Source organism: Stenotrophomonas sp. YJH_SMC_131 (assembly GCF_059367975.1).
This window is the reverse complement of sequence record NZ_JCAFRJ010000009.1, coordinates 1-26212: the sequence shown is the minus strand read 5'-3', so window position 1 is coordinate 26212 and position 26212 is coordinate 1. Positions and strand designations below refer to the sequence as shown.

Sequence of the window (26212 nt, the reverse complement as noted above, 5' to 3'; positions counted from 1 at the left end):
TCGGGGCCGGGTTCAGCCGATGTGGACGCGCTCGGCGCCTTCAGCAGTGACCACCTGGCCGATGGTCCAGTGGTCCAGGCCCTGCGCCTTGACCGCCTCGGACACGGCGGCGACCTGGTCGGCTGCCACGATCAGCACGAAGCCGATGCCGCAGTTGAAGGTGCGCCACATCTCGCTATCGGCCACGGCGCCTTCCTTCTGCAGCCACTGGAACACCGGCGGCAGGGTCCAGGACGAGGCCTGGATGTCCAGGCCGAGGCCGTCGGGCACCACGCGGATGATGTTCTCGGTCAGGCCGCCACCGGTGATGTGGGCCATGCCGTGGATGGCCTCGCCGTGCGACTTCAGCAGTGCCAGGATCGGCTTCACGTACAGGCGGGTCGGTGCCATCAGCGCGTCGACCAGCTTCACGCCGCCCTCCAGCTCCAGGTCGGCCGGGCGGCCGGCGCGGTCGTAGATGCGGCGCACCAGCGAGTAGCCGTTGGAGTGCGGGCCGGACGAGGCGATGCCGATCAGCACGTCGCCGGCGGCCACGCTGGCGCCGTCCTTCAGCTCGCTCTTCTCGACCGCGGCGACCGTGAAGCCGGCCAGGTCGTACTCGCCCGGGGCATACATGTCGGGCATTTCAGCGGTTTCGCCGCCGATCAGCGCGCAGCCGGCCTCGGTGCAGCCGTTGGCGATGCCGCCCACGACCGCTGCGGCGGTGTCGATGTCCAGCTTGCCGGTGGCGAAGTAGTCCAGGAAGAACAGCGGCTCGGCACCCTGCACCAGCACGTCGTTCACGCACATGGCGACCAGGTCGATGCCGATCGTATCGTGGCGGTTCAGCTGGTGGGCCAGCTTCAGCTTGGTGCCCACGCCATCGGTACCCGACACCAGCACCGGCTCGCGGTACTTGTTGGACAGGTCGAACAGGGCGCCGAAGCCGCCCAGGCCGCCCATCACTTCCGGGCGGAAGCTGCGCTTGACCAGGGGCTTGATCCGCTCGACCAGCGCGTTGCCGGCGTCGATGTCGACACCCGCGTCACGGTAGGTGAGGGGGGAAGGGGCGGAAGACGGGGTGTTGGTCACGGGCGTCGGCGCTGGCAGGGGTTGAATGAGCGATTTTAACAGGCCGCATTGGCGCAAAGGCCGTATTCGGGCAACAATTCCCCCGGATTCGTCGAGCCAATGGATGTCCTGATGCGCCGCAGCCTGATTCTGACCCTGCTCCTTGCACTGAGCCTGCCGGTGGCCACGATGGCCCAGAGCGGCCTGCGCACCGAGGGAGATGTCGCCACCGCTTCGGGGGCCTACGAGGCCGAAGTGCCCGTCAACAGCCAGGCCGAGGCCGATCGCAACGGTGCCCTGGCCCGTGCCCTGAGCGTGGTGCTGGGCAAGCTGTCCGGCGACCGCAACGTGATGTCACGCCCCGGCGTGGTGCAGGCGCTGCGCAATGCCAAGGACTACGTGGCCAGCTACGACTACAAGCAGGACCAGAGCGTGGGTGCCAGCGGCGCACCGAGCTTCCGGACCCTGCTGGTGGCCCGCTTCCGCGAGGATGACGTCGATTCGCTGGTCTCGGCGCTGGGCCTGCCGCTGTGGCCGCAGCCGCGACCGAAGCCGGTGCTGTGGCTGGCCGTCGACGACGGCAGTGGCCCGCGCCTGGTCAGCGTGCAGCAGGCCAATGCCGCCCGCCCGCTGCTGAACCGCGCCATCGAGCGGGGTTACAAGCTGGGCCTGCCCAGCGGCGGTGCTGCCGAACAGGCCCTGGCCGGTGCCATCTGGCGCCAGGACAGCGCGGCCGTGGCCCGTGCCTCCTCGCGCTACTCGCCGCCGATGCAGCTGATCGGCAAGCTGTACCGCGCCAACGGTGGCTGGCAGGCGGACTGGGTGTTCGTCGACAACGGCCGCGAACTGAACAAGTGGACCAGCAAGGACGCCAACGCCATGCGCGCGATGGCCGCCGGTGCCGACGGTGCCGCCGATGCGCTGGTCAAGCGCTATGCCAAGGCCGGCGTGGCCGTCGGCCAGGCCGGCACCTACCGCCTGGTGGTGACCGGCATCAACAGCGCCGATGACTACCTGCGGCTGGCCGCTGGCCTGCGCGAGGTGCCGGTGGTGCGCAACGTCACCCCGCTGCACGCCTCGGCCGGCCAACTGGAGCTGAGCGTGGAGATGACCACCGGCCTGGCCGGCTTCAACCGCATGCTTGGCGACAACGGCGTGCTGGTGCCAAGCGCGCCGCTGCCGGCCCTGCCGACCCCGATCGATGACACCACCGGTGCCCCGGTGGCCGCGCCGGTCAGCAACGAGTACCGCCTGCGATGATCCTGAGCCCGGAAGCTGAAATCGCGCAGTTCCTGCGTCGGCTGAAGTACATCCTGTTCGCCGGCCTGATCGGCTGGGTGGTGTGGCTGCTGGCGCCGATCCTGACCCCGTTCGTGCTGGCACTGGCGCTGGCCTGGCTGGGTGACCCCCTGGTGGACCGCATCGAGGCCACCGGCCGCTCGCGCATGACCGGCGTGGTGCTGGTGTTCGCAGCGATGGTGCTGGTGATCGTGGCACTGCTGCTGGTGCTGGTGCCGATGATCGAGCGCCAGATCACCACCCTGATCGCGGCCGCGCCGCAGGCGCAGGCGTGGCTGATGCAGACCGGCATCCCCTGGTTCGAGCACAAGACCGGCCTGGAAGTGATGCAGTGGCTGGATCCGGACCGCCTGATCGAATGGGTGCGCAGCCATTGGCAGCAGGCCGGCGGCTTCGCCACCACGTTCATGGGCTACGTCTCGCGTTCGGGCTTTGCGATGGTGACCTGGGTGGTCAACATCCTGCTGCTGCCGATCCTGGCGTTCTACTTCCTGCGCGACTGGGACAAGCTGGTCGAGCGGGTGGCCTCGGTGATTCCGCGCAACCAGATCGGCACCATCAGCGCGCTGGCGCGTGAATCCAACGAGGTGCTGGGTGCGTTCATCCGTGGCCAGTTCCTGGTGATGCTGGCGCTGGGCGTGATCTACGCCGGTGGCCTGTCGCTGGTCGGCCTCAAGCTGGGCCTGCTGATCGGCCTGATTGCCGGCCTGATCAGCTTCATCCCGTACCTGGGCGCGACCACCGGCGTGCTGATGGCGGTGATCGCCGCGCTGGTGCAGGCGCAGGGCTTCGACCTGAAGCTGCTGATCCTGGTCGGCGTGGTGTTCACCGTGGGCCAGCTGCTGGAAAGCTACGTGCTGACCCCGCGCATCGTCGGCGACAAGATCGGCCTGCACCCGGTGGCGGTGATCTTCGCGGTGATGGCCGGCGGCCAGCTGTTCGGCTTCCTCGGCATGCTGCTGGCGCTGCCGGTAGCGGCGGTGACCAACGTGCTGCTGCGCTATGCCCACCAGCGCTATCGGCAGAGCGAACTGTACGTGGGCGAGAAGCCGGCGATCGTGCTTGATGGCGTGGTCGACGCGCCCCATATCATCGTTCCGGACGACAAGGGCCCCGACCTGAAGTGATGGGTGTGCCGCAACTGCCGCTGGCCCTGCATTACCCGCGGGACCAGCGCCTGGAGACCTTCATCGGCGCGCCGGATGGCGCGCTGGCGCAGCTGCGCGCGATCGCGGTTGGCGCCAGCCACGACTGGGTCTACCTGGAAGGTGCGGCGGGAACCGGCAAGACCCACCAGGCGCTGGCGATGTGCTCCAGCGCCGAGCAGGCCGGACGGTTGCCGACGTACGTGCCGCTGGCCAGCGCCGCCGGCCGTGTCCGTGCGGCGCTTGATGGGCTGGAAGCGCGCGAACTGGTGGCGCTGGACGGCCTGGACGAGGTTGCCGGCAACCGCGAGGATGAGATCGCGCTGTTCGATTTCCACAACCGTGCGCGCGCTGCGGGCGTGACCGTGCTGTACACGGCACAGAAGGCGCCGGGCGAACTGGGCCTGGTGCTGCCGGACCTGCGCTCGCGGCTGGGTCAGTGCGTGCGCGTGCTGCTGCAGCCGCTGGATGAGGAAGGGCGGGCGGCCGTGCTGCGCGAGCGTGCACTGCGACGCGGCCTGGCCATCGACGAAGCGGCCATCGAGTGGCTGCTGTCGCACACCGGCCGTGAGCTGGGTGGATTGATCACCCTGCTGGACTGGCTGGACCGCGAATCGCTGGCGGCGAAGCGGCGGATCACCGTGCCGTTCCTGCGCCAGGTGCTGGAAGAAGGCCGGCCTCGTTACTGAGGGATGTTGTTCGGCAGGGCTGCGCCCTGCACCCGCGGTAGTGCCGGCCGCTGGCCGGCAACGTCAATGCCAACGGCAGAAGTGGCTTCCTGAGGGAGGCGGGGTGGCTCAGGTTGCGGGGGACGGCGCAAGTACGTCCCTGTAGCCTCGATCGCGCCATCCATGGCGCTCACGCCCCCGCAACCTGAGCCACCCCGCCTTCGACAGATTCCCGCGATCTGTCTGGACGGCGTTCTGCACTGCTGTTGGTGGATGTCGACCTTGGTCGACACGTGTCTTGCTTGTGGTGGGTGACGACCGTTGGTCGTCACCGGAGCAAGCGCAGCGAAGCAACCCGCTTTTGCTCTTCTTTCTTTCTTCCGTGGCTCGACGCGCACGGAAACTGTCTGAGGCCGGGCGGGGTGGGTTCGCGGGGGTGTCCGCGGCATGGATGCCGCGGCCAAGCCCCCAGGGACGGGTTCACGGCGTCCCCCGCGAATCCACCCCGCCCGGCCAAGCAAGGCTACTGCTCTCAAAACGTCCAGCCACGAGGGGCTCAGCCGTTCGCCGCCAACTCCGCATCCAGCGCGCGCAGGCGATCCACGGTGCCGACGTCGGTCCAGCGCCCGCGATGGTGCTGCCCGGTCATCAACCCCTGCGCCATGAAGTGCTTCTGCAGCGGCACCACCGAGAACTTCGGTGGCAGCCGCTCGCTGCCCGGCGCATCGCCGATCACCGCGCGCCAGTCGGCCACGATCGAAGGACGGTACACGCCGATGCCGGCATAGGTCAGGCATGGTCCTTCGCGATCGTGGTGCAGGAACCCCTGTGCATCCAGGCGGTAGTCACCATTCGGGTGCTGAACCGGATTGTCGACCAGCACCAGGTGCGCCTGGCCCTGCGGCTCGCGCGGCAGCGTGGCGAAATCGAAATCGGTCCAGATGTCGCCGTTCACTACCAGGAACGGGGCATCGCCCAGCACCGGCAGGGCGTTGAGGATGCCGCCGCCGGTTTCCAGCGGGGTCTGCCCTTCGTACAGGAAATGCAGGCGCTGGCCCCACTGGCTGCCATCGCCAAGCGTCGCCGGGAACTGTTCGGCCAACCATGCGGTGTTGACCACCACCTCGCGCACGCCGAGTGCGGCCAGGCGTTCCAGGTGCCAGACGATCAACGGCTTGCCAGCCACTTCCAGCAGCGGCTTGGGCGTGTGCAGGGTCAAAGGGCGCATGCGCTCGCCGAGGCCGGCGGCAAAGACCAGTGCCTTCATCGGGCCACGCGCATCGGTGCACCCAGCTCGGCCAGCGCCGGCTTGATGCGGTCGTCCAGCAGCTGCTGCAGCGGTGCCAGCTCGCGGTAGCGCGGCAGCACTTCATCCAGATAGGTGATGAAGCGCGGTGCGTCGTCGAGGTAATGGCCCTTGTTGTCGCGGTAACGCAGCCGGCAGAACAGGCCCAGGATCTTCACGTGGCGCTGGATGCCCATCCAGTCGGCATCGCGCAGGAAGGTGGCGCGGTCGGGCACCGGCAGGCCGGCGTCGCGGGCGCGCTCGTGATACTGCGCCAGCCATTCGTCCACGCGTTGCAGTGGCCAGCTCAGGAAGGCGTCCTTGAACAGGCTCACCGCATCGTAGGCGATCGGGCCGCGCACCAGGTCCTGGAAATCCAGGACCGCGGGGCCGTCGTCGACCGGCATCAGGTTGCGTGGCATGTAGTCGCGGTGGGTCATCAGCTGGGCCTGGCCCAGCGCGTTGTCCATCAGGCGGCGATGCACCAGCTGCAGGCCTTCGATCTCGCCGCAGTCCAGTTCAAGGTTCAGGTGGCGCTGCAGGAACCATTCGTCGAACAGGCCGGCATCGCGCTGCAGCAGTGCTTCGCCGAACTGGCCGAAGTCGGCCGGCACCGGGATCGCCTGCAGGCGCAGCAGCTGCTCGATCGAACGACCGAACCATTCGTCAGCGTTGCGCTCGTCGAGGATCCTGGCCAGGGTCGGGCCGCCGAGATCTTCCAGCAGCAGGAAGCCGGCATCCAGGTCCTGCGCGAGCAGCATGGGCACGCGCAGACCGTTGTCGTGCAGCAGGCCGCGCATGCGCAGCCACGGCCGCGGATCTTCCAGCCCCGGCGGGGCGTCCATCACGATGTGGCTGCCGCGCGTGCTGGTGGTGCGCCAGTAGCTGCGCATGCCGGCGTCAACCGAAGCGCGTTCGACCACCGCGTTGGCATCATCGAGCTGGGTACGGGCCCACTGCAGGCGCTGCGCGCTGCGCTGGGGATCGGAGGCGGGTTCGGTCATGCGGGCATATCCGGGCGCGCCGGGCGCGCCAACGTCGGCAACAGGAAGGGAAGGGGGAGCGGCGTCAGCGGCGACCGCTGAACAGGCGCAGGACGGCCAGCACGGCCACCGCGCCCACCACCGCGCCGAGGAAACCGGCCGGTTCGCCGGGGGCGTACCAGCCCATGTACTGGCCGAACCAACCGGCCAGCAGGGCACCAAGGATGCCCAGCACGATGGTCAGCAGGCAGCCCATGCGGTTGTTGCCGGGCATGAAGAAACGCCCGAGCAGGCCGACGAAGAAGCCGACCAGCAGGATGTACAGCCAGCTGCTGCTGCCGAACAGACCATTCATGCGCGCGGATTCCGCTTGAGTGTGGACGCAGCCTAGCAAGGCCAGGCTGCGTCCGTCACGAGTGCCGGATCAGCAGCAGCCGTGGTCGCCGTGGCGGGTGCCGCTGTCGGCAGCCACCGGCGAGCCGCTGGTCTCGCCGCGCAGGCTGGCGGCGTAGTGCTCGCTGATCACCTTGGACACGCAGGCGGTGACCTTCTTGCCCATCGGGATGTGCAGGAACTCGTTCGGGCCATGCGCATTGGAGTGCGGGCCGAGCACGCCGGTGATCATGAACTGCGCGCCCGGGAACTTCTCGCCCAGCATGCCCATGAACGGGATCGAGCCGCCTTCGCCCATGTACATCGCCGGCTTGCCGAAGAAGGCCTGGCTGGCGTCGTCGATGGCCTGGGTCAGCCACGGCGCCATCGCCGGGGCATTCCAGCCGGTGGAGGCCTTTTCCAGGTCCAGGGTGACCTGCGCGCCGTTCGGCGGGTCGCGCAGCAGTGCTTCCTTCAGCAGCTCGCCGCAGGTCTTGCCATCGGCGGTCGGCGGCAGGCGCAGCGACAGCTTCACCGAGGTCTGCGGACGCAGCACGTTGCCGGCCGATTCCAGCGGCGGCATGCCACCGACGCCGGTGACCGACAGCGCCGGGCGCCAGGTGCGGTTGAGCACCAGCTCGGTCAGGTCCTCGTTCATGGGGCGCAGGCCGTCGACCATCGGGAACTTCTCGAAGATCTCGGTATCCACCACTTCGGCGGCACGCTTGGCCTGTTCCAGGCGCTCGGCCGGGATCTCCACGTTCATGCCGTCGATCAGGATGCGGCCGGTGTCCTGGTCCTCGATGCGCGAAAGGATCTGGCGCAGCAGGCGGAAGCTGGACGGGATCACGCCGGAGGCATCGCCGGAATGCACGCCTTCGTTGAGCACCTTCACGGTGAAATTGCCGCCGGTCAGGCCGCGCAGCGAGGTGGTGCACCACAGCTGGTCGTAGTTGGCGCAGCCCGAATCCAGGCAGACCACCAGCGACGGCTTGCCGATGCGGTCGGCCAGGTGGTCGACGTAGGCCGGCAGGTCGTAGCTGCCGGACTCTTCACACGCTTCGATCAGCACCACGCAGCGGGCGTGCGGCAGGCCCTGGGCCTGCAGTGCCAGTACCGCAGCCAGCGAGCCGAAGATCGCGTAGCCGTCGTCCGCACCGCCGCGGCCATACAGCTTGTCGCCGCGCAGGACCGGGGTCCACGGGCCGAGGTCGTCGTCCCAGCCGGTCATTTCCGGCTGCTTGTCCAGGTGGCCATAGAGCAGGATGGTGTCGTCGCCGGTTTCGGCGCCGGTAGCCGGAATTTCCAGGAAGATCAGCGGGGTACGGCCTTCCAGGCGCACCACTTCAACCTTCAGGCCGGGCAGCTGCTGGGCCTTGGCCCAGTTCTCCATCAGGGTGACCGCCTGTTCCATGTAGCCGTTCTGCACCCAATTGGCGTCGAACATCGGCGACTTGTTGGGAATGCGGATGTAGTCGACCAACTGCGGGACGATTTCGCTGTCCCACTTGTCATTGACGAATTGGCCGAGCTTGGCGCTGTCCATCTGAAACTCCGGTTGCATGGGCTGATCCGGCCATTCTACGCCTGTGCCGCGGGTAGGGTTTTTCCTACATCACGTCGGGTATTTGGCTGGCTTACGGAAATCCGGGAAACCGATAGGCTGTGCACATGTGGTGACGGACACTGTTCCTGCCGACGGGATTGCCGGTCGGGGCGGCCAGAATCACAGGGAGATACACGTCGTGCCTTGGTTTGTCGTGTTGAGGGCGCTGGTGCTGGTAGTGGGGATCGCTGGGGCGCATGCCGCCGAACCGATCGACATCAACCGCGCCGATGCCCAGGCGCTGCAGCAGGGATTGACGATGGTCGGAGCCGCCAAGGCCGAGGCGATCGTCGAGCACCGGCGCAGACACGGCCCGTTTCATCGCGTCGAGGACCTGACGCAGGTGAAGGGAATAGGGAAAGCGATCGTCGAACGGAATCGACAGCGGATCACCGTAGGCAACAGGTTGTTGCCGGCGGATCCGGTACCCGGATCGGTACCGGTGCGGACCGTACCCAGGCGCTGACAGCAGGAATCGTCGGAACCGGCAGGAGGCTGGTTCACCGGTCACGGACAGGAAGGCCGTGACCACCGACCGCCGCAGGACGCGGCACCAATCACCAGGATGGTGGCATCACAGACCTGTGGAAGGGGCTGAGATACAAACAGGACAGACGCGGCCGCGTGCAGGATGCAACGCTACCCCCACAGCGCAGGATGCGAGGGGGCGGCAGCAGGCCGACAAGGACGTAACGATTGCCCGGTACGACACATGGCTGTGTCGCCGGGCAATTTCATTTCCGGCGCCTGGTTTTGCCGTGGCCACCACGGGCCGATGGTGTACGGTGGCCGCTCCGCATGGAAAGGACCCCGCTGGATGCTTGTGCACCGCCCCACGACCCTGATGCTCGCCCTGGCACTGACCCTGCCACTGCTGGCCCATGCCGCTGCGCCGACGCCGACAGTCAAGCCTGCGGCCGAAGCCAGCACCGCCGACGTGCGCGGGCCGACCGACCTGAAACCGGGCGAGTACCTGTGGCATCCGGAAATCTCGCCGACCGGCCCGATCGTGCTGGTGGTCAGCCTCGATGAGCAGCGTGCCTACGTTTACCGCAACGGCATCGCCATCGGCCTGACCACGATCAGCTCGGGCAAGGCCGGGCACGAGACGCCGACCGGCGTATTCACCATCCTGCAGAAGGACAAGGACCATAAGTCCAACCTCTACAACAGCGCGCCGATGCCCTACATGCAGCGGCTGACCTGGGACGGCATCGCCCTGCATGGCGGCAGCCTGCCCGGGCACCCGGCCTCGCACGGCTGCGTGCGCCTGCCGCAGGCGTTCGCGCAGAAGCTGTTCAGCGAAACCCAGCGCGGCGATACGGTGGTGGTGGCCGACGCCAAGAGTTCGCCGATGACCCTGGCCTATCCTTCGGTGCTGGCCCCGGTCAACGCGCGCGGCCAGGCTTTGCCGGAAACCGAGGGCGGGGCCCCGGCGCAGGCCTGGTGGGACGACAGCGCAGCCCCGGCCGGGCAGGTCGGCATCCTGGTCAGCCTGCATGACCAGCGCCTGTACGTGCTGCGCGATGGCGTGATGATCGGCGAGTCGCCGCTGAAGGCCGACGCCCTGCCCGCATTCCAGGGCACCACGCTGTTCGTGATGGGGCAGGGCTACAGCGATACGCCCAGCCCGCTGGACGTGAACCAGCGCCTGCACCAGTGGACGGCCTATCCGCTGCTGGGCCAGGATCGTGCCCAGGCCACCCCGGACCTGCTGGCCACGCCCTCGTTGCCAATGGCGCTGCCGGCCGATTTTGCCCGCCAGCTGTACCAGGTGCTGGTGCCGGGCACGACCCTGCTGGTGACCTCGTTGCCGGCGGTCCGCCCAAGCCCGGCTGAATCCGGAATGCAGCCGGTCTTGGAATCCGAGCCGCCAGGGTCCACCCTTAAGGGCAACTGAGTCCCCTCGTTGTGCCCATGACTGCATCCCGCCTGTGCCGGCTGGCCGCGTTCGGCCTGCTGGCGACCTCGGCCAGCGCCCCGGCGCTGGCACAGACGCCCGCCCTTGCCACCAGCGCTGATGATCTGGCTGCCTTGCTGTCGCGCAGTGCGCCCAAGGCTGACCGCCACGTGTTGCAGCTGGCGGCGCACGCCATGCGTTGTGCGTTGCAGCGTCCGGAGCTGGGCATCAACGGTGATCGTCTCAGCGTGATCGATTATTCGCGGCCGTCCACCGAGCCGCGCCTGTGGGTGTTCGACCTGGCCCACCAGCGCCTGCTGTTCGAGGAATGGGTGGCGCATGGCCGCAACAGCGGCGAGAACCGCACCCAGCACTTCTCCAACCGCGATGGGAGTTTCATGTCCAGCCTCGGCGCGTTCACCGCGCAGGAGACCTACATGGGCGGTAATGGATATTCGCTGCGCCTGGCCGGGCTGGAGCCGGGCTTCAACGACCGTGCGCGCGAACGCGCGATCGTCATCCACGGTGCGCCGTACGTGAACCCGGCCACCGCGCAGCTGCAGGGGCGCTTGGGTCGCAGCCTGGGTTGCCCGGCGGTGCGCCTTTCGGTGGCCAAGCCGCTGATCGATGCGTTGCGTGGCGGCACGATGGTGTTTGCTTACTACCCTGACCAGGATTGGCTGAAGCACTCGCAGCTGCTGGCCGGCGGATGCGGTGGCCAGGGCACGCTCGCTACGCGGTGATGCATGATGGCGCGTGGCGTGATGCAATGCGCCGATGAACGTCGACTCCCTGTTGCACACTCCGAGCCAGGTCATTTCCAGCCTGGACTATCGTCGCGAACGCTGGCGGAATGGACTTGGCTGGACCCGCGAGATCCTGCGCCTGCCCGCACAGGGTGATGACTGGGCGCTGCGCCTGTCGGTGGCCGAGATCGAGCAGGACGCTGCGTTCTCCACCTTCCCCGGCGTGGAGCGAGAACTGGTGCTGCTGCAGGGCAATGGCGTGCGCCTGCGTTTCGAGGATGGCCGCGTGGCCCAGGTGCTGCCGCCGCACGGGCGGGTGCGCTTTGCCGGTGAAGAAGCGCTGCACGGTGAACTGGTCGATGGCACCACCCACGACTTCAACCTGATGTGGAAGCGCGAGCTGCTGCAGGCCGAACTGCTGCACCGGCCGCTGGTGGGATCGATGTTCTTCTTCTGCGAACCGGGCGTTGCGTGGGCGCTGCATCTGCTGGCCGGACAGGCGCAGTTCGGTGCCGATAGTGGCCTGCCGGCGCTGCAGGCGGGAGACACCGCGTGGTTGGCGGCGGGCGAGAGGCAACGGCATGCGCTCAGCGGTGGTGGCGAGTTGTTGGCGATACGGGTGAGCGCGGCGGGGGCATGATTCCTGGGCGCCGGTGGGCGCCATCCACGCATGGCGTGGATCTACTGCTGTGCGGTTGCCACCATGCCTGGGCACGCCGTCATGGTGCGGCTGTGGTTGGGGTCAGAGCCCTTTCCTGCGGAAAGGGAACCGACCCCGACGGTTCGTTCAATACACATCGCGGCGGTAACGACCGGCCAGCAGCATCGCTTCCTTGCCTGCGGTACCCAGCACCCGCTCGATCACTGCATCCACGCCCGGGGCCATGCCCTGCAGGCTGCCGCAGACCAGGATCGTCGCGCCTTCATCGACCCACTGCCGCAGCGTCGCCGCTTCGGCCTGCAGCCGGTCCTGCACATAGCGATGCGCGCCGCCGTCGCGGCTGAACACTGCATCCAGCCGTGCCAGCGTGCCGCTGGCCAGCATCGCCTGCAGTTCTTCGCCGAAATGGAAGTCGTGCGCGGCGGTGCGCTCGCCGAACAGCAGCCAGGTGCGGCGCGCGCCGCGCTGGGCACGTTCGTGCAGGTGCGCGCGCAGGCCGGCGATGCCGGTGCCGTTGCCGATCAGCAGCAGCGGTACATCGGCGGGCACGCCATGGAAATTGTCGTTGCGGCGCAGCCGCAGTTGCACCGGTTCGCCGATGGGCGCGTGGTCGCACAGCCAGCCGCTGCCGATGCCGGGTGTACCGTCGGCGCGCAGTTGGCGGCGCACCAGCAGCTCCACCGCGCCGTCGGCCATCACCGAGGCGATCGAGTACTCGCGATGCGGCAGCGGTTGCAGGGTTGCCAGCAGTGCGGGCAGATCACCCGGGGGAACCAGCGAGGGCAGATGCGAGCGCTCGATACGGGCCAGCAACGCCTGCCCGTCATCCAGCATGGTGTCTGCATTGAAGCCCTGTGCATCGAGCCAGGCGCGCGCGCTGTGGCGTGGGTGCTGCGGGCCGATCTCGGCGATGTCGCCGGCCTGCCACTGCACATCGACGCCAGGCGGTGGCTGCAGGCGCACCCAGTACACCGGGCCGCCGGGGCTGCCCGGATTCAGATGCTGGCGTTGCAGCAACGTCCACGGCTGATACTCGGCCGGGCTCCAGTCGGGCAGTTCAGTGGCGCCTCCGCCAAGTTGTCCCAGCAACTGCTGCCAATGTCGCAGCGCCGCCGGATCGGCATTGTCGACCTCGATCGCATCGAACAGCGGGTGCGCGCCATGCTGGCGCAGCCACTGGTCCAGCTGGTGGCCGAATCCGCAGAAGTGGCCATAGCTGCGGTCGCCCAGCGCGAGCACGCCGTACTGCAGATGCTGCAACGGAGGCGGCGTGGCCATCACCCCGCGCAGGAACGGCAGGGCGTGGTCGGGCGGATCGCCTTCGCCGGTGGTGCTGGCAATGAACAGCGCGCGCTGGCTGTCGGCCAGCAATGCGGCGTCGACCTCATGCAGCCCGCGCACACGCACCGGCACGCCGGCACCACGCAGGGCCTCGGCACTGCGTCCGGCCAGTTCGCGGGCAAAGCCGGTCTGGCTGGACCAGACCAGCAGGAGCGGTGCGGTATCGGCGGACGCCGCGTCATCGCGCGGACGAGTGCGCCACCACAGGGCTGCGCAGGCCAGCGCGTACAGCGCGGTGGCGATGATGGCGATCTGCGATTGCCGTGCCGGCGGTGCGCCCTGCCACCAGGCTTCGCCGAGGTGCAGGCGCAGCAGCGCCCAGGCGATCAGCGCCAGTACGATCAGTACAAGTGTGTTGCCGAGCCACGCACGCGATGGCCGAGTGCTCATGCGTCCTGCCCGTCGAGCAGGCGCTGGAAGGCGCTGCTGAGAAATTCCTGCGGGGCGTCTGCGGTGCGTTGCAGGTAGCGCGCGGCCAGTCCTTCGCGCTCGGCCAGCGCCATGCCCTGTTCGCGACCCAGCACGGTCAGTGCGGTAGCCCAGGCATCGGCGTGCATGGCGTCGTCGGCCACGACGGTGACCGCTGCGGCGACCTGCTGCACCGGCCTGCCCGTACGCGGGTCGAGGCTGTGGCTGTAGGCCTCGCCATCGGCCTGGTACTGGTGCCAGCGATCGCCCGAAGTGGCCACCGCCTTGCCGTCCAGCGCCAGCACCCGTGGCGGGGTTTCGGTGTGCACATCCTCTTCCGGTGCGGATTCCACCAGCACGCGCCACGGTTGGCCGTCCGGTTTTCTGCCGTAGCCGGCCAGTTCGCCACCCACTTCGATCAGCGCCGCCCCAATCCCTTGCCTACGCAGCCAGGCGGCGACGTGGTCGACGCCGAAGCCCTTGGCGATCGCAGAGAGATCCAGTTCCAGCCGGCCCGGTTGCAAAAGCGCATCATCCTGCCACTGCAGGCGCTGCCAACCGCAACGCTCACGGGTGGCCTGCAGGGTAGCGGCGTCGGGCTGGCGGCGTTCACCGGCATGTGCACCGAAGCCCCACAGTGCAACCAGCGGACCGATGGTGGGATCGAAGGCGCCGTCACTGGCGGCAGCGATGGCCTGTGCGCAGGTCACAACGTGGCGGGTCTCCGCCGGCAGCACGCACCATTGGCCAGTGTCGGCGCGGTTGTAGCGGCTCAGATCCGAGCCGGGCTCCCAGGTGCTCATCTGCGCGACCACGTCGTCCAACCGCGCCTGGATGCCGGCGTGCAGCGGGTGCAGGTCGCGCTGGCGCGACGCGACCAGCGACACGCTCCAGGTGGTGCCCATGGTGGTGCCACCGAGGCGGGCGATGTCGAGATGGGAATCGGTCATGGTGATGCGTTGCGGTGGCGATGCCGGGGAATGCCCGGCATCGCGGTCCACATTACTGCGGCAGCACTTCCAGCGTGGCGACGTAGCTCAGGCGGCGCTTGGCGGCCTGCTTCACCGACGTCTTGTTGTCCTCGGTGCCGGTCTCCAGCCAGTACATGCCGGCTTCCGGCCAGGTCACCTTGATCTCGCCCTTGGCATCGCTGGTCAGCTTCAGCTCGTCCTGCGCGTTGCGGTAGCGGGTGGCGCCACGCACGATCTCGAACTGCAGGCCGGCGGTCGGCTTGCCATCGACCAGCACGCGGAAGGTGGCTTCCTCGCCGGCGAACAGGTCATTCGGGTGGCCGACGGCGACCAGCTCGATGCCACGGTTGGTCGGCTTCAGCGCGGTGTCGTTCGGCGCACCGTTGGTGACAAAGGTCTCCACGCGGCCGATCGACTGGCTCACTTCCAGCTTCTTCGCGTCCTTCGGCAGTTCACCGAAGGTAGCCACGCTGCCGCGCCAGCGCTTGCGCTCGCCGTTCTGCTCGTACGTGGCGAACAGGCCGTCATTGACCGACGCGATGCGGTAAGTGCCCGGCTGCTTCAGTTCGATGTCGAACACGCTGCGGTACTTGCCGGTCGACGCGTTCTGCGGCTGCACGGTGCTGCCGTCCGGCGCGGTGATCACCAGCGATTCCAGGCGCAGCGGCACGTGGTTGAAGTAGAACAGATCGTTGGAGACCGCACCGTCGACGGTGATCCACGGCGCGTTGCCGGCGATCACGGTCTGCGAGGGCAGCAGCCAGGCCTTGTGGGCCAGGGCGGAGAAGGGAAGGGCAGCGGCCAGGGCGGCGGCGAGGACGAGCGTGCGCTTCATGCGGAAGACTCCAGTTGGAAGGGGTCGGATCCCTTTCCAGCGGAAAGGGCTCTGACCCCGAGGGATAGGGCGATGGGGTCAGAGCCCTTCCTGCGGAAGGGATCCGACCCCGGCTCAGGCGGTTATGGTTTGACGGCGAGGGTGACCTGGCCCAGTTCGGTGGCGCCCTGCGCCTTGCCGTTCTGCGCGGCGGTGGCCGGCCAGGTGAAGGGGATCTTCAGCAGTTCGCGGCCACCGACTTCGCGCACCGCTTCCACCACCAGGGTGTAGTTGCCCGGGGCCAGTTGCTTCAGTGCCGGCTGCCTGTCGTTGAACGACAGCGCGTGCTTGCCGGCCGGGCGGGTCGGGCCGGTCACGCCGTCCACCGGCACCTGCAGGGTGCGGCCGCTCTTGCGCCACCACTGGCGCAGGTCCGGCAGCCATTTGGTGCCGTGGCCTTCGCTGTTGCTGGTCTGCTGGTACCAGACCGACAGGTTGGCCGCGACCTTCTGGTCGGCGCCTTCCAGCCACACCGCCACGTACGGGCGGTGGTACTCGGCCACGTTGAGCTTGGGCACTTCGACGTTGATGTCGAGGGTGGTGGCGTACGCCGGCGAGGTGGCCAGCAGGCCGCTGAGGGCGATGGTCAGGGTGACGCGCATGGGGCGGCTCCGGAAACGAAGGAAAGTCAGTGGATCAGCAGCAGGGCGATCAGCAGCGGAATCATCAGGCCGAGGCCGACCAGCGGCCAGGTCATGCGCCGCTGGCGTGCATGCAGGTGCAGCAGGAACAGGCCGGTGATGCAGAACACCAGGCAGGCCACGGCGAACAGGTCCAGGAACCAGCTCCACGCCGGGCCCGCGTTGCGGCCCTTGTGCAGGTCGTTGAGGTAGGACACCGCGCCGCGCGAGGTTGATTCGTACTCCACCGCGCCGGTCCCGCGATCGATGCTCAGCCAGGCGTCGCCGCCGGGGCGCGGCAGCGACAGGTAGATCTCCTCGGCCGACCACTCTGCCGGGCGCCCGCCGATGGCGATGCCCAGCTGCGTGTCCAGCCATTGCCGGGCCGGGCGCGGAATCGGTGCATTGCCGTTTTCGCGCGTGCCGAGCTGGCCGAGCAGATCGGCCGGCAGTTCCAGATGCTGGTTCTGCACCTGGGGTTTGGCTTCGATCTTCGCGGCGTGGTTGAGGGTCAGGCCGGTCACCGCGAACAGCAGCATGCCGATCAGGCTCACCGCCGAGCTGATCCAGTGCCACTGGTGCAGCGTCCGCAGCCAGAAGCCACGGTTCTGTTGCTGCGCCACGGTGGAAGAGGCAGGACGGCTCACGGCACGGTTCGAGGCGGACGGGGACTGCCCATTACATCATTGATGAGAATAGCTCGCAATTGCGTGTCGTTCTGTATCGCTGGAGGGCGATTGCCGGCCAGCGGCCGGCACTACCGATCGGTAGATCCACGCCACGCGTGGATGAAGCGGTGCCGACCAAGGTCGGCACCCACCGGGGCCGGGCGCGGCGATCAGAACTTCGCGTTCAACGAGATCCAGTAGCTGCGGCGCTGGTCCTTGGTCGCGTAGTCGTCCACGCAGTTGAACTCGCTCTGGCTGATCAGCAGGCACGACTGCGAAACGAAGTCCTTGTCGAACAGGTTGTTGACCCGTGCGTTCACCGTCAGCCATGGCGTGGCCTTCCAGCTGCCACCGAGATGGAAGATGGTGTAGTCCTGGTAGTAGCGGGTGTGGCTGGCGCCGTTGGCGTCCAGCAGCGTGTCGCGGTAGCGGTCGTAGCGGCCTTCGCCGATCAGCGACAGGCTGATCGCTTCGTTGACCTGCCAGTTGAGGCTGGCATTGGCCATGTGCCTGGCCGGCATCGTGCCGCTGATCGGCAGGCCCTTCTGCGCGCCGCTGGTCTGCTCGCTCTTGGTCCAGGTGTAGTTGCCGCGCAGCTGCAGGGTGTCGAGCAGGTCGACATGCGCGGCCAGTTCGGCACCGCGGGTCTCGGCCTTGTCGATGTTCACGCTCTGGGTGAACGTGCTGTAGCCCAGTGCCGCCCAGCCCGGGCCGATGTCCACGCAGTAGCCGCTGCCGGCGCGGGCTACTTCGCAGTTCGCAAAGGTGCCGCCGCTGGCGATCTTGTCTTCGAACGTGTTGAAGAAGCCGGTGACGTTGAAGCCCCAGCGCTGGCCTTCATAGTAGGCGGCCAGTTCGTAGTTGGTGCTGGTTTCCGGCTTGAGGTTCGGCGAACCGACCAGTGGCAGCACGCCCTGGCCACCGAAGCCGGTGATGCCCGGGAACAGCTGGTCCGGACGCGGGGTCTTGTAGCCGGTGCTGACGCCGCCCTTGAAGGTCCACGCATCGCTGGCATTCCACACCAGGTAGCCACGCGGACTGACATGGCTGCCGAATACGTTGTGGTCGTCGTAGCGCAGGCCGAAGGTGGCGGTGAGGGTGTCGGTCAGCGCCCAGTTGTCCTCGGCGAACAGCGCCCACATGCGGTGCATCTGCTTGACGTTGCTGCGGTAGCCGGCGCCATCCATGCCGAACACACCGTCGACCATGTCAGTGTCGTTGTACTGGCCGCCCACGGTCAGCGTGTGCGCGCCGAAGTCCAGGTCGAGCATCGTGTCGAGCACGTAGCCTTCCAGTTCCATGGTGCGCAGCGGGCGCGGCAGGAACGCCTGCAGGCGCGCCATCTCGCTCGGGTTGAGGGCAACCAGGGCGTTGCCGCGGCCGGCCGCACAGTTGTTGGCAGCACCGGTGCGGCGGCAGACGTCATTCCAAAGCGTCTGCAGGTTGGCGCGCTCTTCCAGGGTCAGCGGCAGCGAACGGCCCAGGTTGCTGCTCTTGCTGTGGGTCAGCGAGGTCTGCCAGGTACCGAAGCTGTAGCGGCCCTGATGGGTCAGCGACAACTGGTCGCGTTCGTAGCGCTGGTAGGCGGTGTAGCCCACGCGCGGCTGCACCACGCGACGGGTGACGGTACCGCTGCCGTTCGGGTTGGGAATGACGGCATTGCCGACGCGCCACAGGCTGGCCAGGCTGTCGAGGGTGCCGGTCTGGCCTTCGCTGTTGTCGAACTTCTGCCGCGACACGTCGTAGTCCAGCCACAGTTCGTGATCGTCGTTGATGCGGACGTCCAACCGCACGCCGCTGTTCCAGTTGGTGTTGGCCACCGACTTGCCACCACCGCCGAAGCCGATGCTGCGCTCCCACAGGGTGCCGTCGGGCAGGGACAACGCATCCCATTCCGGGTTGGAAGCCTTCGCGTCGTAGTGGCTGCCGCGTACTGCCAGGCTGAGGCGCTCCTTCAGCAAAGGGCCGCTGAGGTAGAGGTCGGTGGTGCGTGCATCGCCGAACTGGTCGTCCTGCTGCACGGTGAAGCCCTGGCTGACCGAACCGTGCCAGCTGTCCTGGTTGCGGCGGGTGATGATGTTGATGACACCGCCCATCGCGTCCGAACCGTACAGCGTGGACATCGGCCCGCGCACGACTTCGATGCGTTCGATCGCGTCCAGCGGGGGCAGGTAGGCGAACTGGCCGCCACCGAAGTTGTTCGGATAGATCTGGCCGACATTGCTCTGGCGGCGGCCGTCGATCAGCACCAGGGTGTACTCGGACGGCAGGCCGCGCAGCGACACGGTGGCGCGGCCGTTCTTGTCGGTCGCTTCCAGGCCGACGTCGATGCCTTCGACGTCGCGCAGCGCATCGACCAGGCTGGTGTACGGGCGCTTGCTCAGTTCCTCGCGGCTGACCACGCTGATGCTGGCCGGGGCATCGATCACCTTCTGCTCGAAGCCGGCGGCGGTGACCACCACCTTGTCCAGCGTCTGCGGCGCGCCTGCGGCGTCACCGTGGGCGAAGGCGGGGCTGGCGAAAGCCGCCAGCACGGCGCTGGTCAGCAGGGTACGGGACAGGGACGAACGGACACGATGGCGCTGGGCCATGGCAGTTACCTCGAAGGATGCAGGGTGGCGCGGTGCCGTGCGCGAAGGGCGCGGCAGGCACGGAAGGGCCGGTCAGGGGCGGCAGGGATGAAGCAGGCAGCGGCGTGCAGGCGCGACCGCGCAGGCGGTCACGTCGGGCCGTGGATCAGGCGAGCGGCGGCGCCTGGCCGCGTTGCTGACGGCGCCCGGGCGCATCGGCCCAGGGCGTGTCCGGAGCGGCCAGCGGCCAGTCCGGGCGCACGCCGGGCATGGCCGGCATGGCGGGTACGAGGTCGAGCTCAGTGCGCAGCCAGTGGCTGGCCAGCAGCAACGGCGGGCGTGCCTTCTCGGCCGCCTTCACCGGAGCGGAGGCGCAGCGGCGCAGCTTGGCCGGCGCCTCTTCCTGCAGGGGTGTTTCGCCGCCACGTTCTTCCAGTGGCATCTGCACGGCCATTCCGGCCTGGGCCTGTGGCAGCAGCGGCAGGGTGCCCAGCAGCAACGCCAGCATTGCCACCCACGCCAGCAGGCTGGCCAGCGCAGGACGCTGGCCGCGCATGGCGGTGCCCATCTTGCGATGGATGAGTGGGCGAGGGCGAAGCGGGCGCAGCAAGCGGGGGTTCCCTGGGGCTGCCGGCAGCGGCCGGCATCAACGGGGCGTGATTGTAATGAGAGCTGTTAGCTGTTGCAAATGAGAATGATTGCGAAAATGTCGCAGGCCGGCCCGGCAAGGCTCAGACTTCGCTCCAGCGCCGCAACAGGTTGTGGTACACGCCGGTCAGCTGCAGGACCGCCTCGGCGTCGCCGCCGGTCTGCCGCAGGCGCTCGATCGCGCCATCCATTTCCCACAGCAGGCGGCGCTGCACATCGTCGCGGATCATGCTCTGCACCCAGAAGAACGAGGCCACGCGCGCGCCGCGGGTGACCGGCCGCACCTGGTGCAGGCTGCTGGACGGATACACGACCAGGTCGCCGGCCGGCAGCTTCACTTCGTGCTCGCCGTAGGTATCGCTGATGATCAGCTCGCCGCCTTCGTATTCGTCCGGCGCCGACAGGAACAGGGTGCAGGAGATGTCCGAACGCAGCTGTTCGCCATTGGCCAGGTTCATCACCGCGCCATCGACGTGGTAGCCATAGGTGCCGCCACCGCTGTAGCGGTTGAAGCGTGGTGGCAGGTACTTCAGCGGCAGCGCGGCACTGAAGAACAGCGGGTGCCGGGCCAGCGCGACGAGGATGATCTCGCCCAGTTCGCGGCGCAGCGGCGAAGCCTCGGGCAGCTGCTGGTTGTGCTTGGCCTGTGCGCCCAGATGCCCCACGGTTTCGCGGCCATCGGTCCAGTCGGCGGCGTCGAGGCGGCGGCGGAAGTCGGCGACCTGGTCGGCGCTGAGAATGTCGGGGATGTGCAGCAGCATGCGGGACTCCTCAGAGGGACGGCGGTGCGACCAGGGCGCGCACCTGTGGATGCGGTGACGCGGCCAGCTCCGGCACGATGTGCGCCATGAATGCCGGGCTGCCGTGCGCCAGTGCGAGCCGCAGCCAGTGCACGGCCTGCTCGACCTGGCCGGCCTGCAGCAGGATCGAGGCGTAGTTGGCCTGGCCGCGGAAATCACCGGCCTCGGCCGCGCGCTGGTACCAGGCCAGCGCCGCCTGCGGATCGGGTGCGGTATCCAGCCCGTCTTCGAGGTGGCGGGCCAGCAGGTTCATCGATTTGGCGTGGCCCAGGTGCGCGGCACGGGTGTACAGGGCCAGTGCCTGCGCGCGGTCCTGCGCAATGCCGCGGCCGGTGGCCAGCAGGTTGGCCAGGTTGTACAGGCCCCAGTCCAGGCCGGTGTCGGCCGCGCGCCGGTACCACACCGCCGCCAGCGCCAGGTTGACCGCCGTGCCGTGGCCCAGCTCATGGCAGCGGCCGAGCATGTTCATCGCCATCGGCGCGCCGTTGTTGGCGGCGGTTTCGTACCAGAGCAGCGCCGCCGAGGCGTCCTGCGCGGTGCCTTTGCCTTCCATGTGCATCTGCGCGAGCAGCAGTTGTGCATCGACCTGCCCAGCCTGCGCAGCGTCGCGCACGCGTGCGAACGCGGCCTGCGGATCGTGCTGCAGCAGTTCGGCCAGGGCGTCGCTGTCGATGGGGGTACGGGTTGCCATGGGGTGAGTATCGCCGGAAACAAAAACGGCGGCAGGAGAGCCTGCCGCCGTGGTGGAGCGAAGCTACATCAGAACTTCACGTTCAGTGCCAGGGTGGTCGAGCGACCCGGGGCGATGCTCGCGTAGTGCGAGGCATAGGCCTTGGTGAAGTAGGTCTTGTCGGTCAGGTTCTGCACGTTGAGCTGCAGGCTGATGTTGTCCTGGATCGCGTAGCTGGCCATCGCGTCGAAGCGGGTGTAGCTGGCGATCCACTTGGTGTTGGCGACGTCACCGTACTGCTTGTCCGAGTAGAACGCACCGGCACCGACGGTCAGGCCGATGGGGAAGCGGTAGGTGGTCCACAGGTTGGCGCTGTGCTTGGCGGTGTTCGGGAATACGTTGCCGTTGTACGGCGAGGGCACGTAGACGTTGGACGGGCAGGTGCGGCCGACCGGTGCACCACAGACGAAGCCGTTGTCCTTCAGTTCCGAGTCCAGGTAGGTGTAGCCGCCGTACAGGCTCCAGGCGTCGGTCAGCTGGCCGGTGAAGCCCAGCTCGAAGCCGTTGATTTCCTTCTTGCCGGCATTCTGGCTGGTGCCGTTGTCGACCGTCACGCGCGCGTTGTTCATCACCGTGTGGAAGATCGCCGCGGTGAGGTTCAGGCGCTGGTCGAACAGGTCCCACTTGGTGCCCAGCTCGAGGTTCTTCGTATCCTGCGGCTTGAGGTCGGCCACGGCGGCGCTCAGGCCGTCCGAACCATCACCACCGTCCATGCCCGGCGGAGTCGAGGAGGTGCCCCACGACAGGTAAATGCTGCCGTTGGCGGCCGGCTTGAACACCACGCCGGCCTGGTAGTTCAGGAAGTCGTTGCTGTTGCGCACGCGGGTCGGTGCCTTGCCGGCCACCGGGGTGGTCAGGGTGGTGCGGAAGTCGTCGTAGCGCAGGCCGAGGTTGATCATCCACTGCTCATTGAGCTCGATGGTGTCGAACACGTAGGCCGAGGTGGTCCTGGTGCGCTGCTCTACGTCCAGTGCCTTGTCGCTGCGGTACACCGAATGGGTGGCCGCCCACGGATCGCGCGGGTTCGGATTGGCGAAATCGGTGCAGTTGTAGCCGGTGGCCGCGCCGGTGGTCGGGCACTTGCTGTTGCCGGTGAGCGGGTTGCTGGTGCCCGGGGTCATCAGATAGCTGCCGCGGGTCATCTTCTCGTCGCTGTATTCCACGCCCGCGCTGTAGCTGTGCTTGAGCGCACCGGTCTGGAAGGCACCGGTCAGGCCCAGCTGGTCGGCGAAGCTCTTGACGTCGACGGCACGGCTGTTGGTCCGGCGCCACAGGGTGCCGTAGTTGTTCGGGTTGCCCTGGCTGTCGTCCGGCTGGGTCCACAGGTAGTCGTTGCTGGTGTTGCCCAGGCGCGCGATGTTGCGCAGCTTGTGGCCGCCGAAGTCGTAGCTGGCATCCAGGGTGCTGATGTCGGCGCGGGTACGCTGGAAGTCACGGTCGACCAGGCCGTAGTAGTTGTTGCGGTCCGGCACCATCGGGCGGCCGTCGACCCACTTCGAGGCCGGCGCACCGTTCGGGTTGCCATACGGGAAGCCACCCGCGTCCGGCAGGTCATCGCTCTGCATGTGGTAGTGGCTGGCGATCAGCTGGGCCGGGCCGTTCAGGCCGAACGCGATCGACGGCGCGATACCCCAGCGGCTGACATTGGCGGCGTCACGGCCAGCGATGTCCGATTCGTGCTTCATCAGGTTCAGGCGCGCTGCGATGCCATCGCCCAGCACGTAGTTGGCGTCCACGGTGCCGCGCGCGTAGCTGTCGGTGCCGATGCCCATGCTGGCGCTGGTCTCGTTCTTCAGCTTCGGCGTCTTGCTCACAAGGTTCAGGCTGCCACCGCCGGAATCACGGCCGCCGTAGGCCGAGCTCGGGCCCTTGACTACTTCCACCTGCTCCAGGTCGAAGATCTCGCGGGTCTGCGAGCCGACGTCGCGCAGGCCATCGACGAAGACGTTGCTCTGCGAATCGAAGCCACGGATGAAGGGGCGATCACCGGTCGGATTGCCGCCTTCGCCGGCACCGAAGGTGATGCCCGGCACCATGCGCAGCGCATCCTGCAGGTTGGTCGCACCGGTTTCGGCGATCAGCTTTTCCGAGACGATCGACACCGACTTCGGGGTGTCCAGCAGCTCGGCGGTGAACTTCGGTGACGACGGATTGAACCAGCTGCCGCGCACCTGCACCTTGTCCAGGTCGGTGGCCTTGCGGGAGGAGGCTGCGTCAGCGCTGTCGGCCGCCTGTGCGGCCAACGGCGCGAAGCCGGCGGCCAGGGTGGCGGTGGCGAGCAGGGAAACGCGCGGGGCGCGCTTGCGGGACGTGATGTGGGTCATGGCTTGGGTGGTAGTGGCTGGGATCGGAAAGGGGCGAGGGCCGAAGCGCAGACAGCGCGACGGCATGTAGAGGGCGTTTTCTGCAGAGCCGAGCCGATGCTCGGCTACGCAGCGGACGACTCCAGGCGCACGGCAATGGCCGCAGGGCGCCTCAGCTGGCGTGCGGTGCGGGCGGTGCGTGGCCGGGGTTCAACCGCAGTGCGGGATCGTGCAGCTGCCAGTGCAGGGCATCGGAGCGCCACAGCGGAACATGCGCGACCAGGGCGGCGCGCGGGGGAGCCAGTCCGGTACAGGGCGTTGTGCCCTCGCCATCCAGCGGCGGCTCCGGTGCTGGCACCGCATGGCGCGGGCACTCGTCCGCCGGCGGGGCCGGCATCGGCATGGCCTGCTGAAGATCTTCAGCGTGTGCCTGCCAGCCGTAGGTGGCGGGTCCATCGCGCCCTTCGTGCAGGGCCGACCAGCCCAGCAGCAGCGTCAGCACCAGGGCCACAGCCAACGGCCACCCATGGCGGGCAAGCTGGCACAGCGTGGCGGCGGGCGCGGGCAAAGCCATGGCGCAGGGGGCGGAGTCGTTACGAAGATGTTACGTAGGATAACATCAACGATAATGATTCGCATATGCGCGGGCGAACGAGCGGTCTGGAGGCCCGGGGAGGCCCCTGAACGCCTCTCAGCGCGCTCCGCTGGCTTCCACCCCCTGGGCGGAGTCGCCGGCGGCCGAACGCCGCGTCAATCGCGGTCGTCGCGGGTCCAGACGGCGTCGTGTTCGCGCTTCACCGGGAACTTGGGTACCGGCGTATAGGCCGGGGCGCACAGGGCGCGGCCATCGCGCACGTCGAAGCGCGCGCCGTGCAGCACGCATTCCACGCTGCCTTCGTCGGTGTTGAACTCGCCCGAGGACAGCTCGAACTCCTCATGCGTGCACTGGTCTTCCAGCGCGTACAGCTCGCCGTCGAGGTTGAACACCACGATCGGCGTGCCGGTCACTTCGTCGAACACGCTCTTCATTTCACCGGGCAGCAGCTCGTTGCCGGCACACACGAAGGTCCAGGTATCGCTCACGCGGCGGCTCCGGCCAGTGGCTTTTCCAGGACCTCGAAGCGCAGGTCGTCGCGCTTGGGGATTCCGAAGCGTTCGTCGCCATACGGGAACGGCTTCTTGATGCCGGTACGCTGGTAGCCGCGGCGCTCGTAGAAGGCGATCAGTTCGTCGCGTACGTCGATCACCGTCATCTGCATCACCGGCACCTTCCATTCGCGTGCGGCGTGCGCTTCGGCGGCGTCCATCAGCTGCTTGCCGACCCCGCCGCCCTGCTGGGCCGGATCGACCGAGAACATGCCGAAGTAGCCGTTGCCGTCGACGTCGGCAACGTGGGCGCAGGCCACAAGAACGCCTTCGCGCTCGGCCAGCAGGATGGTCGAGCGCGGGCGGTCGAGGTCGGCCTGGATGCCTTCGGCGTCGATGCGGGCGCCATCCAGCAGGTCGGCTTCGGTGGTCCAGCCAACGCGGCTGGCGTCGCCACGGTAGGCCGAGGTGACGAGGGCGATCAGGGCGGGGATGTCGGCCGGCGTGGCGGCGCGGAAGGTCAGGGTGCTCATGGCCCCATTCTAGGTGGGGCGTGGGCGGGCGCAAATGGGGGAGTGGGGTCAGATCCCTTTCGCAACGCGAAAGGGATCTGACCCCGGCATCTACTGACTCAACGGCAGGCCATGGACCGACTGGCACGGGCCCGGAATCGGCAGATGCTCGGGGTCAGATCCCTTTGCGCAGCGAAGGGCCCTGACCCCCTGCTATTAGGAGCAGGGGGTCAGGGCCACGGCGCATCGATGCGCCCGGATATCCGCAACATGTCGTCCAGCGCGGCAACAATCGCCAGCCCGTGTTCTTTGCGGATGGCGACCGCGTCGCCTACCTGCGCCTGCTGTGTCATCACGCAGGTCAGCAGCAGTGCCGGGTCCACGCCTATGTGCTGATGGACAATCACGTCCATCTTCTGGCAACGCCTGATCTCTGCGGCGGGCTGTCGCGGATGATGCAGGCCGTGAACCGGACCTACGTACGTCGGGTGAATGATCGGCAGGGCCGCACCGGCACGTTATGGGAAGGGCGCTTCCACTCCACGGTGGTGGATACGGATCGCTATCTGCTGGCCTGCCAGCGCTACATCGAGCTCAACCCGGTTCGGGCGGGGAAGGTGGCGCATCCCGGTGACTATCGCTGGTCGAGCTATCGTGCCAATGCGCGTGGCAGGCCCAATGCGCTGCTCGAGCCGCATTCGGCATTTGAGCTGATGGGTTCTGATGCGGATGAACGGTGCAGGCGCTATGTGGAGTTCATCGAGGCGGGTATTCCGGCGGGGGATCTGCTGGCGATCCGGCGGGCATTGCAGTCGCAACGGCGGCTGTCGGGAATGCTGGTGGGGTCAGATCCCTTTCGCGTGGCGAAAGGGATCTGACCCCGGTGTGCTGCGGGCGGTATGCCACGTTCATCTGGTCGCGATCCGGCGGGCATTGCGGTCGCAACGGCGGTTGTCGGGAATGCTG

The 26212-nt window shown here is 67.8% G+C and carries 26 protein-coding genes; 8 read left to right on the top strand and 18 right to left on the bottom strand.

What is annotated here, in order from left to right:
• Positions 1-12: 12 nt before the first annotated feature.
• Positions 13-1071 (bottom strand): phosphoribosylformylglycinamidine cyclo-ligase, encoded by a 1059-nt coding sequence (gene purM, locus AC5P56_RS17155; RefSeq protein ID WP_014646244.1) that lies wholly within the window; start codon positions 1069-1071, stop codon positions 13-15.
• A gap of 99 nt (positions 1072-1170) precedes the next feature.
• Here purM and AC5P56_RS17150 point away from each other — a divergent pair, with 99 nt between their 5' ends.
• From AC5P56_RS17150 to hda, 3 genes are read left to right on the top strand one after another with little or no spacing between them, the layout of a single operon-like run.
• Positions 1171-2310: a DUF2066 domain-containing protein gene (locus tag AC5P56_RS17150; RefSeq protein WP_032957235.1), complete on the top strand. Its 1140-nt coding sequence runs from the start codon at positions 1171-1173 to the stop codon at positions 2308-2310.
• Positions 2307-3476: an AI-2E family transporter gene (locus AC5P56_RS17145; RefSeq protein WP_014646246.1), complete on the top strand. Its 1170-nt coding sequence runs from the start codon at positions 2307-2309 to the stop codon at positions 3474-3476. The genes AC5P56_RS17150 and AC5P56_RS17145 overlap by 4 nt, the downstream gene beginning before the upstream one ends.
• Complete coding sequence (gene hda, locus AC5P56_RS17140) at positions 3476-4183, top strand: DnaA regulatory inactivator Hda (protein WP_014646247.1); 708 nt, start codon at positions 3476-3478, stop codon at positions 4181-4183. The genes AC5P56_RS17145 and hda overlap by 1 nt, the downstream gene beginning before the upstream one ends.
• Before the next feature lie 535 nt (positions 4184-4718).
• On the opposite strand, the gene murU is transcribed toward hda, so the two are convergent.
• The 4 genes from murU to AC5P56_RS17120 all read right to left on the bottom strand — a co-directional run bounded on the left by murU (position 4719) and on the right by AC5P56_RS17120 (position 8348).
• Complete coding sequence (murU, locus tag AC5P56_RS17135; RefSeq protein WP_288495001.1) at positions 4719-5429, bottom strand: N-acetylmuramate alpha-1-phosphate uridylyltransferase MurU; 711 nt, start codon at positions 5427-5429, stop codon at positions 4719-4721.
• Positions 5426-6451, bottom strand: coding sequence for an aminoglycoside phosphotransferase family protein (locus AC5P56_RS17130; protein ID WP_049441062.1), 1026 nt, complete (start codon positions 6449-6451; stop codon positions 5426-5428). Before AC5P56_RS17130 ends, murU begins: the two co-directional genes overlap by 4 nt.
• A gap of 64 nt (positions 6452-6515) precedes the next feature.
• Complete coding sequence (locus AC5P56_RS17125; RefSeq protein ID WP_005415577.1) at positions 6516-6785, bottom strand: GlsB/YeaQ/YmgE family stress response membrane protein; 270 nt, start codon at positions 6783-6785, stop codon at positions 6516-6518.
• 69 nt (positions 6786-6854) lie between these two features.
• Entirely contained in the window at positions 6855-8348 is a 1494-nt protein-coding gene (locus AC5P56_RS17120; protein ID WP_032957377.1) for a M20 family metallopeptidase, read from the bottom strand.
• Positions 8349-8547: 199 nt separating this feature from the next.
• Here AC5P56_RS17120 and AC5P56_RS17115 point away from each other — a divergent pair, with 199 nt between their 5' ends.
• From AC5P56_RS17115 to AC5P56_RS17100, 4 genes are all read left to right on the top strand, one after another.
• A complete protein-coding gene (locus tag AC5P56_RS17115; protein WP_014036262.1) occupies positions 8548-8874 on the top strand; it encodes a ComEA family DNA-binding protein in 327 nt (108 codons plus the stop codon).
• Between the two features lie 351 nt (positions 8875-9225).
• Positions 9226-10308, top strand: coding sequence for a L,D-transpeptidase (locus AC5P56_RS17110; RefSeq protein ID WP_111205815.1), 1083 nt, complete (start codon positions 9226-9228; stop codon positions 10306-10308).
• A 17-nt stretch (positions 10309-10325) separates the two neighbouring features.
• On the top strand, positions 10326-11051 hold the full coding sequence (locus AC5P56_RS17105) for a murein L,D-transpeptidase catalytic domain family protein (RefSeq protein ID WP_032957373.1): 726 nt from the start codon (positions 10326-10328) through the stop codon (positions 11049-11051).
• A gap of 34 nt (positions 11052-11085) precedes the next feature.
• Positions 11086-11694, top strand: coding sequence for a HutD/Ves family protein (locus tag AC5P56_RS17100; RefSeq protein ID WP_049441065.1), 609 nt, complete (start codon positions 11086-11088; stop codon positions 11692-11694).
• Positions 11695-11841: 147 nt separating this feature from the next.
• Here the strand turns inward: AC5P56_RS17100 and AC5P56_RS17095 are convergent, their stop codons facing one another.
• From AC5P56_RS17095 to AC5P56_RS17035, 13 genes are all read right to left on the bottom strand, one after another.
• A complete protein-coding gene (locus AC5P56_RS17095) occupies positions 11842-13446 on the bottom strand; it encodes a sulfite reductase subunit alpha (RefSeq protein ID WP_049441067.1) in 1605 nt (534 codons plus the stop codon).
• Positions 13443-14414: an FAD:protein FMN transferase gene (locus tag AC5P56_RS17090; protein WP_134808583.1), complete on the bottom strand. Its 972-nt coding sequence runs from the start codon at positions 14412-14414 to the stop codon at positions 13443-13445. Before AC5P56_RS17090 ends, AC5P56_RS17095 begins: the two co-directional genes overlap by 4 nt.
• A gap of 52 nt (positions 14415-14466) precedes the next feature.
• Positions 14467-15270, bottom strand: a complete 804-nt coding sequence (locus AC5P56_RS17085) for a DUF4198 domain-containing protein (protein WP_134808582.1) — start codon at positions 15268-15270, stop codon at positions 14467-14469.
• Between the two features lie 122 nt (positions 15271-15392).
• Positions 15393-15911, bottom strand: a complete 519-nt coding sequence (locus AC5P56_RS17080; protein ID WP_005408420.1) for a DUF2271 domain-containing protein — start codon at positions 15909-15911, stop codon at positions 15393-15395.
• A gap of 26 nt (positions 15912-15937) precedes the next feature.
• Positions 15938-16576, bottom strand: a complete 639-nt coding sequence (locus AC5P56_RS17075) for a PepSY-associated TM helix domain-containing protein (RefSeq protein WP_288495009.1) — start codon at positions 16574-16576, stop codon at positions 15938-15940.
• Between the two features lie 191 nt (positions 16577-16767).
• Positions 16768-19188: a TonB-dependent receptor domain-containing protein gene (locus AC5P56_RS17070; RefSeq protein WP_288495012.1), complete on the bottom strand. Its 2421-nt coding sequence runs from the start codon at positions 19186-19188 to the stop codon at positions 16768-16770.
• Positions 19189-19333: 145 nt separating this feature from the next.
• The gene (locus tag AC5P56_RS17065; protein ID WP_075077025.1) at positions 19334-19735 is read right to left on the bottom strand and encodes a hypothetical protein; all 402 of its coding nucleotides are present in this window, start codon (positions 19733-19735) and stop codon (positions 19334-19336) included.
• Between the two features lie 163 nt (positions 19736-19898).
• Positions 19899-20576 carry a Fe2+-dependent dioxygenase gene (locus AC5P56_RS17060; protein WP_032957365.1) on the bottom strand — a complete coding sequence of 226 codons (678 nt, stop codon included), beginning with the start codon at positions 20574-20576 and terminating at the stop codon, positions 19899-19901.
• A 10-nt stretch (positions 20577-20586) separates the two neighbouring features.
• Positions 20587-21306 (bottom strand): tetratricopeptide repeat protein, encoded by a 720-nt coding sequence (locus tag AC5P56_RS17055; RefSeq protein WP_014646262.1) that lies wholly within the window; start codon positions 21304-21306, stop codon positions 20587-20589.
• 68 nt (positions 21307-21374) lie between these two features.
• Positions 21375-23669, bottom strand: a complete 2295-nt coding sequence (locus AC5P56_RS17050) for a TonB-dependent receptor (RefSeq protein ID WP_046429352.1) — start codon at positions 23667-23669, stop codon at positions 21375-21377.
• Positions 23670-23820: 151 nt separating this feature from the next.
• Positions 23821-24222, bottom strand: coding sequence for a hypothetical protein (locus AC5P56_RS17045; RefSeq protein WP_288495019.1), 402 nt, complete (start codon positions 24220-24222; stop codon positions 23821-23823).
• 176 nt (positions 24223-24398) lie between these two features.
• Complete coding sequence (locus AC5P56_RS17040) at positions 24399-24731, bottom strand: non-heme iron oxygenase ferredoxin subunit (protein ID WP_014646265.1); 333 nt, start codon at positions 24729-24731, stop codon at positions 24399-24401.
• Positions 24728-25267 carry a GNAT family N-acetyltransferase gene (locus AC5P56_RS17035; protein WP_069117492.1) on the bottom strand — a complete coding sequence of 180 codons (540 nt, stop codon included), beginning with the start codon at positions 25265-25267 and terminating at the stop codon, positions 24728-24730. The genes AC5P56_RS17040 and AC5P56_RS17035 overlap by 4 nt, the downstream gene beginning before the upstream one ends.
• Positions 25268-25548: 281 nt before the next feature.
• Between AC5P56_RS17035 and AC5P56_RS17030 the strand changes: the two genes are divergently transcribed.
• Positions 25549-26124 (top strand): transposase, encoded by a 576-nt coding sequence (locus AC5P56_RS17030; protein ID WP_495231828.1) that lies wholly within the window; start codon positions 25549-25551, stop codon positions 26122-26124.
• Positions 26125-26212 lie beyond the last annotated feature (88 nt).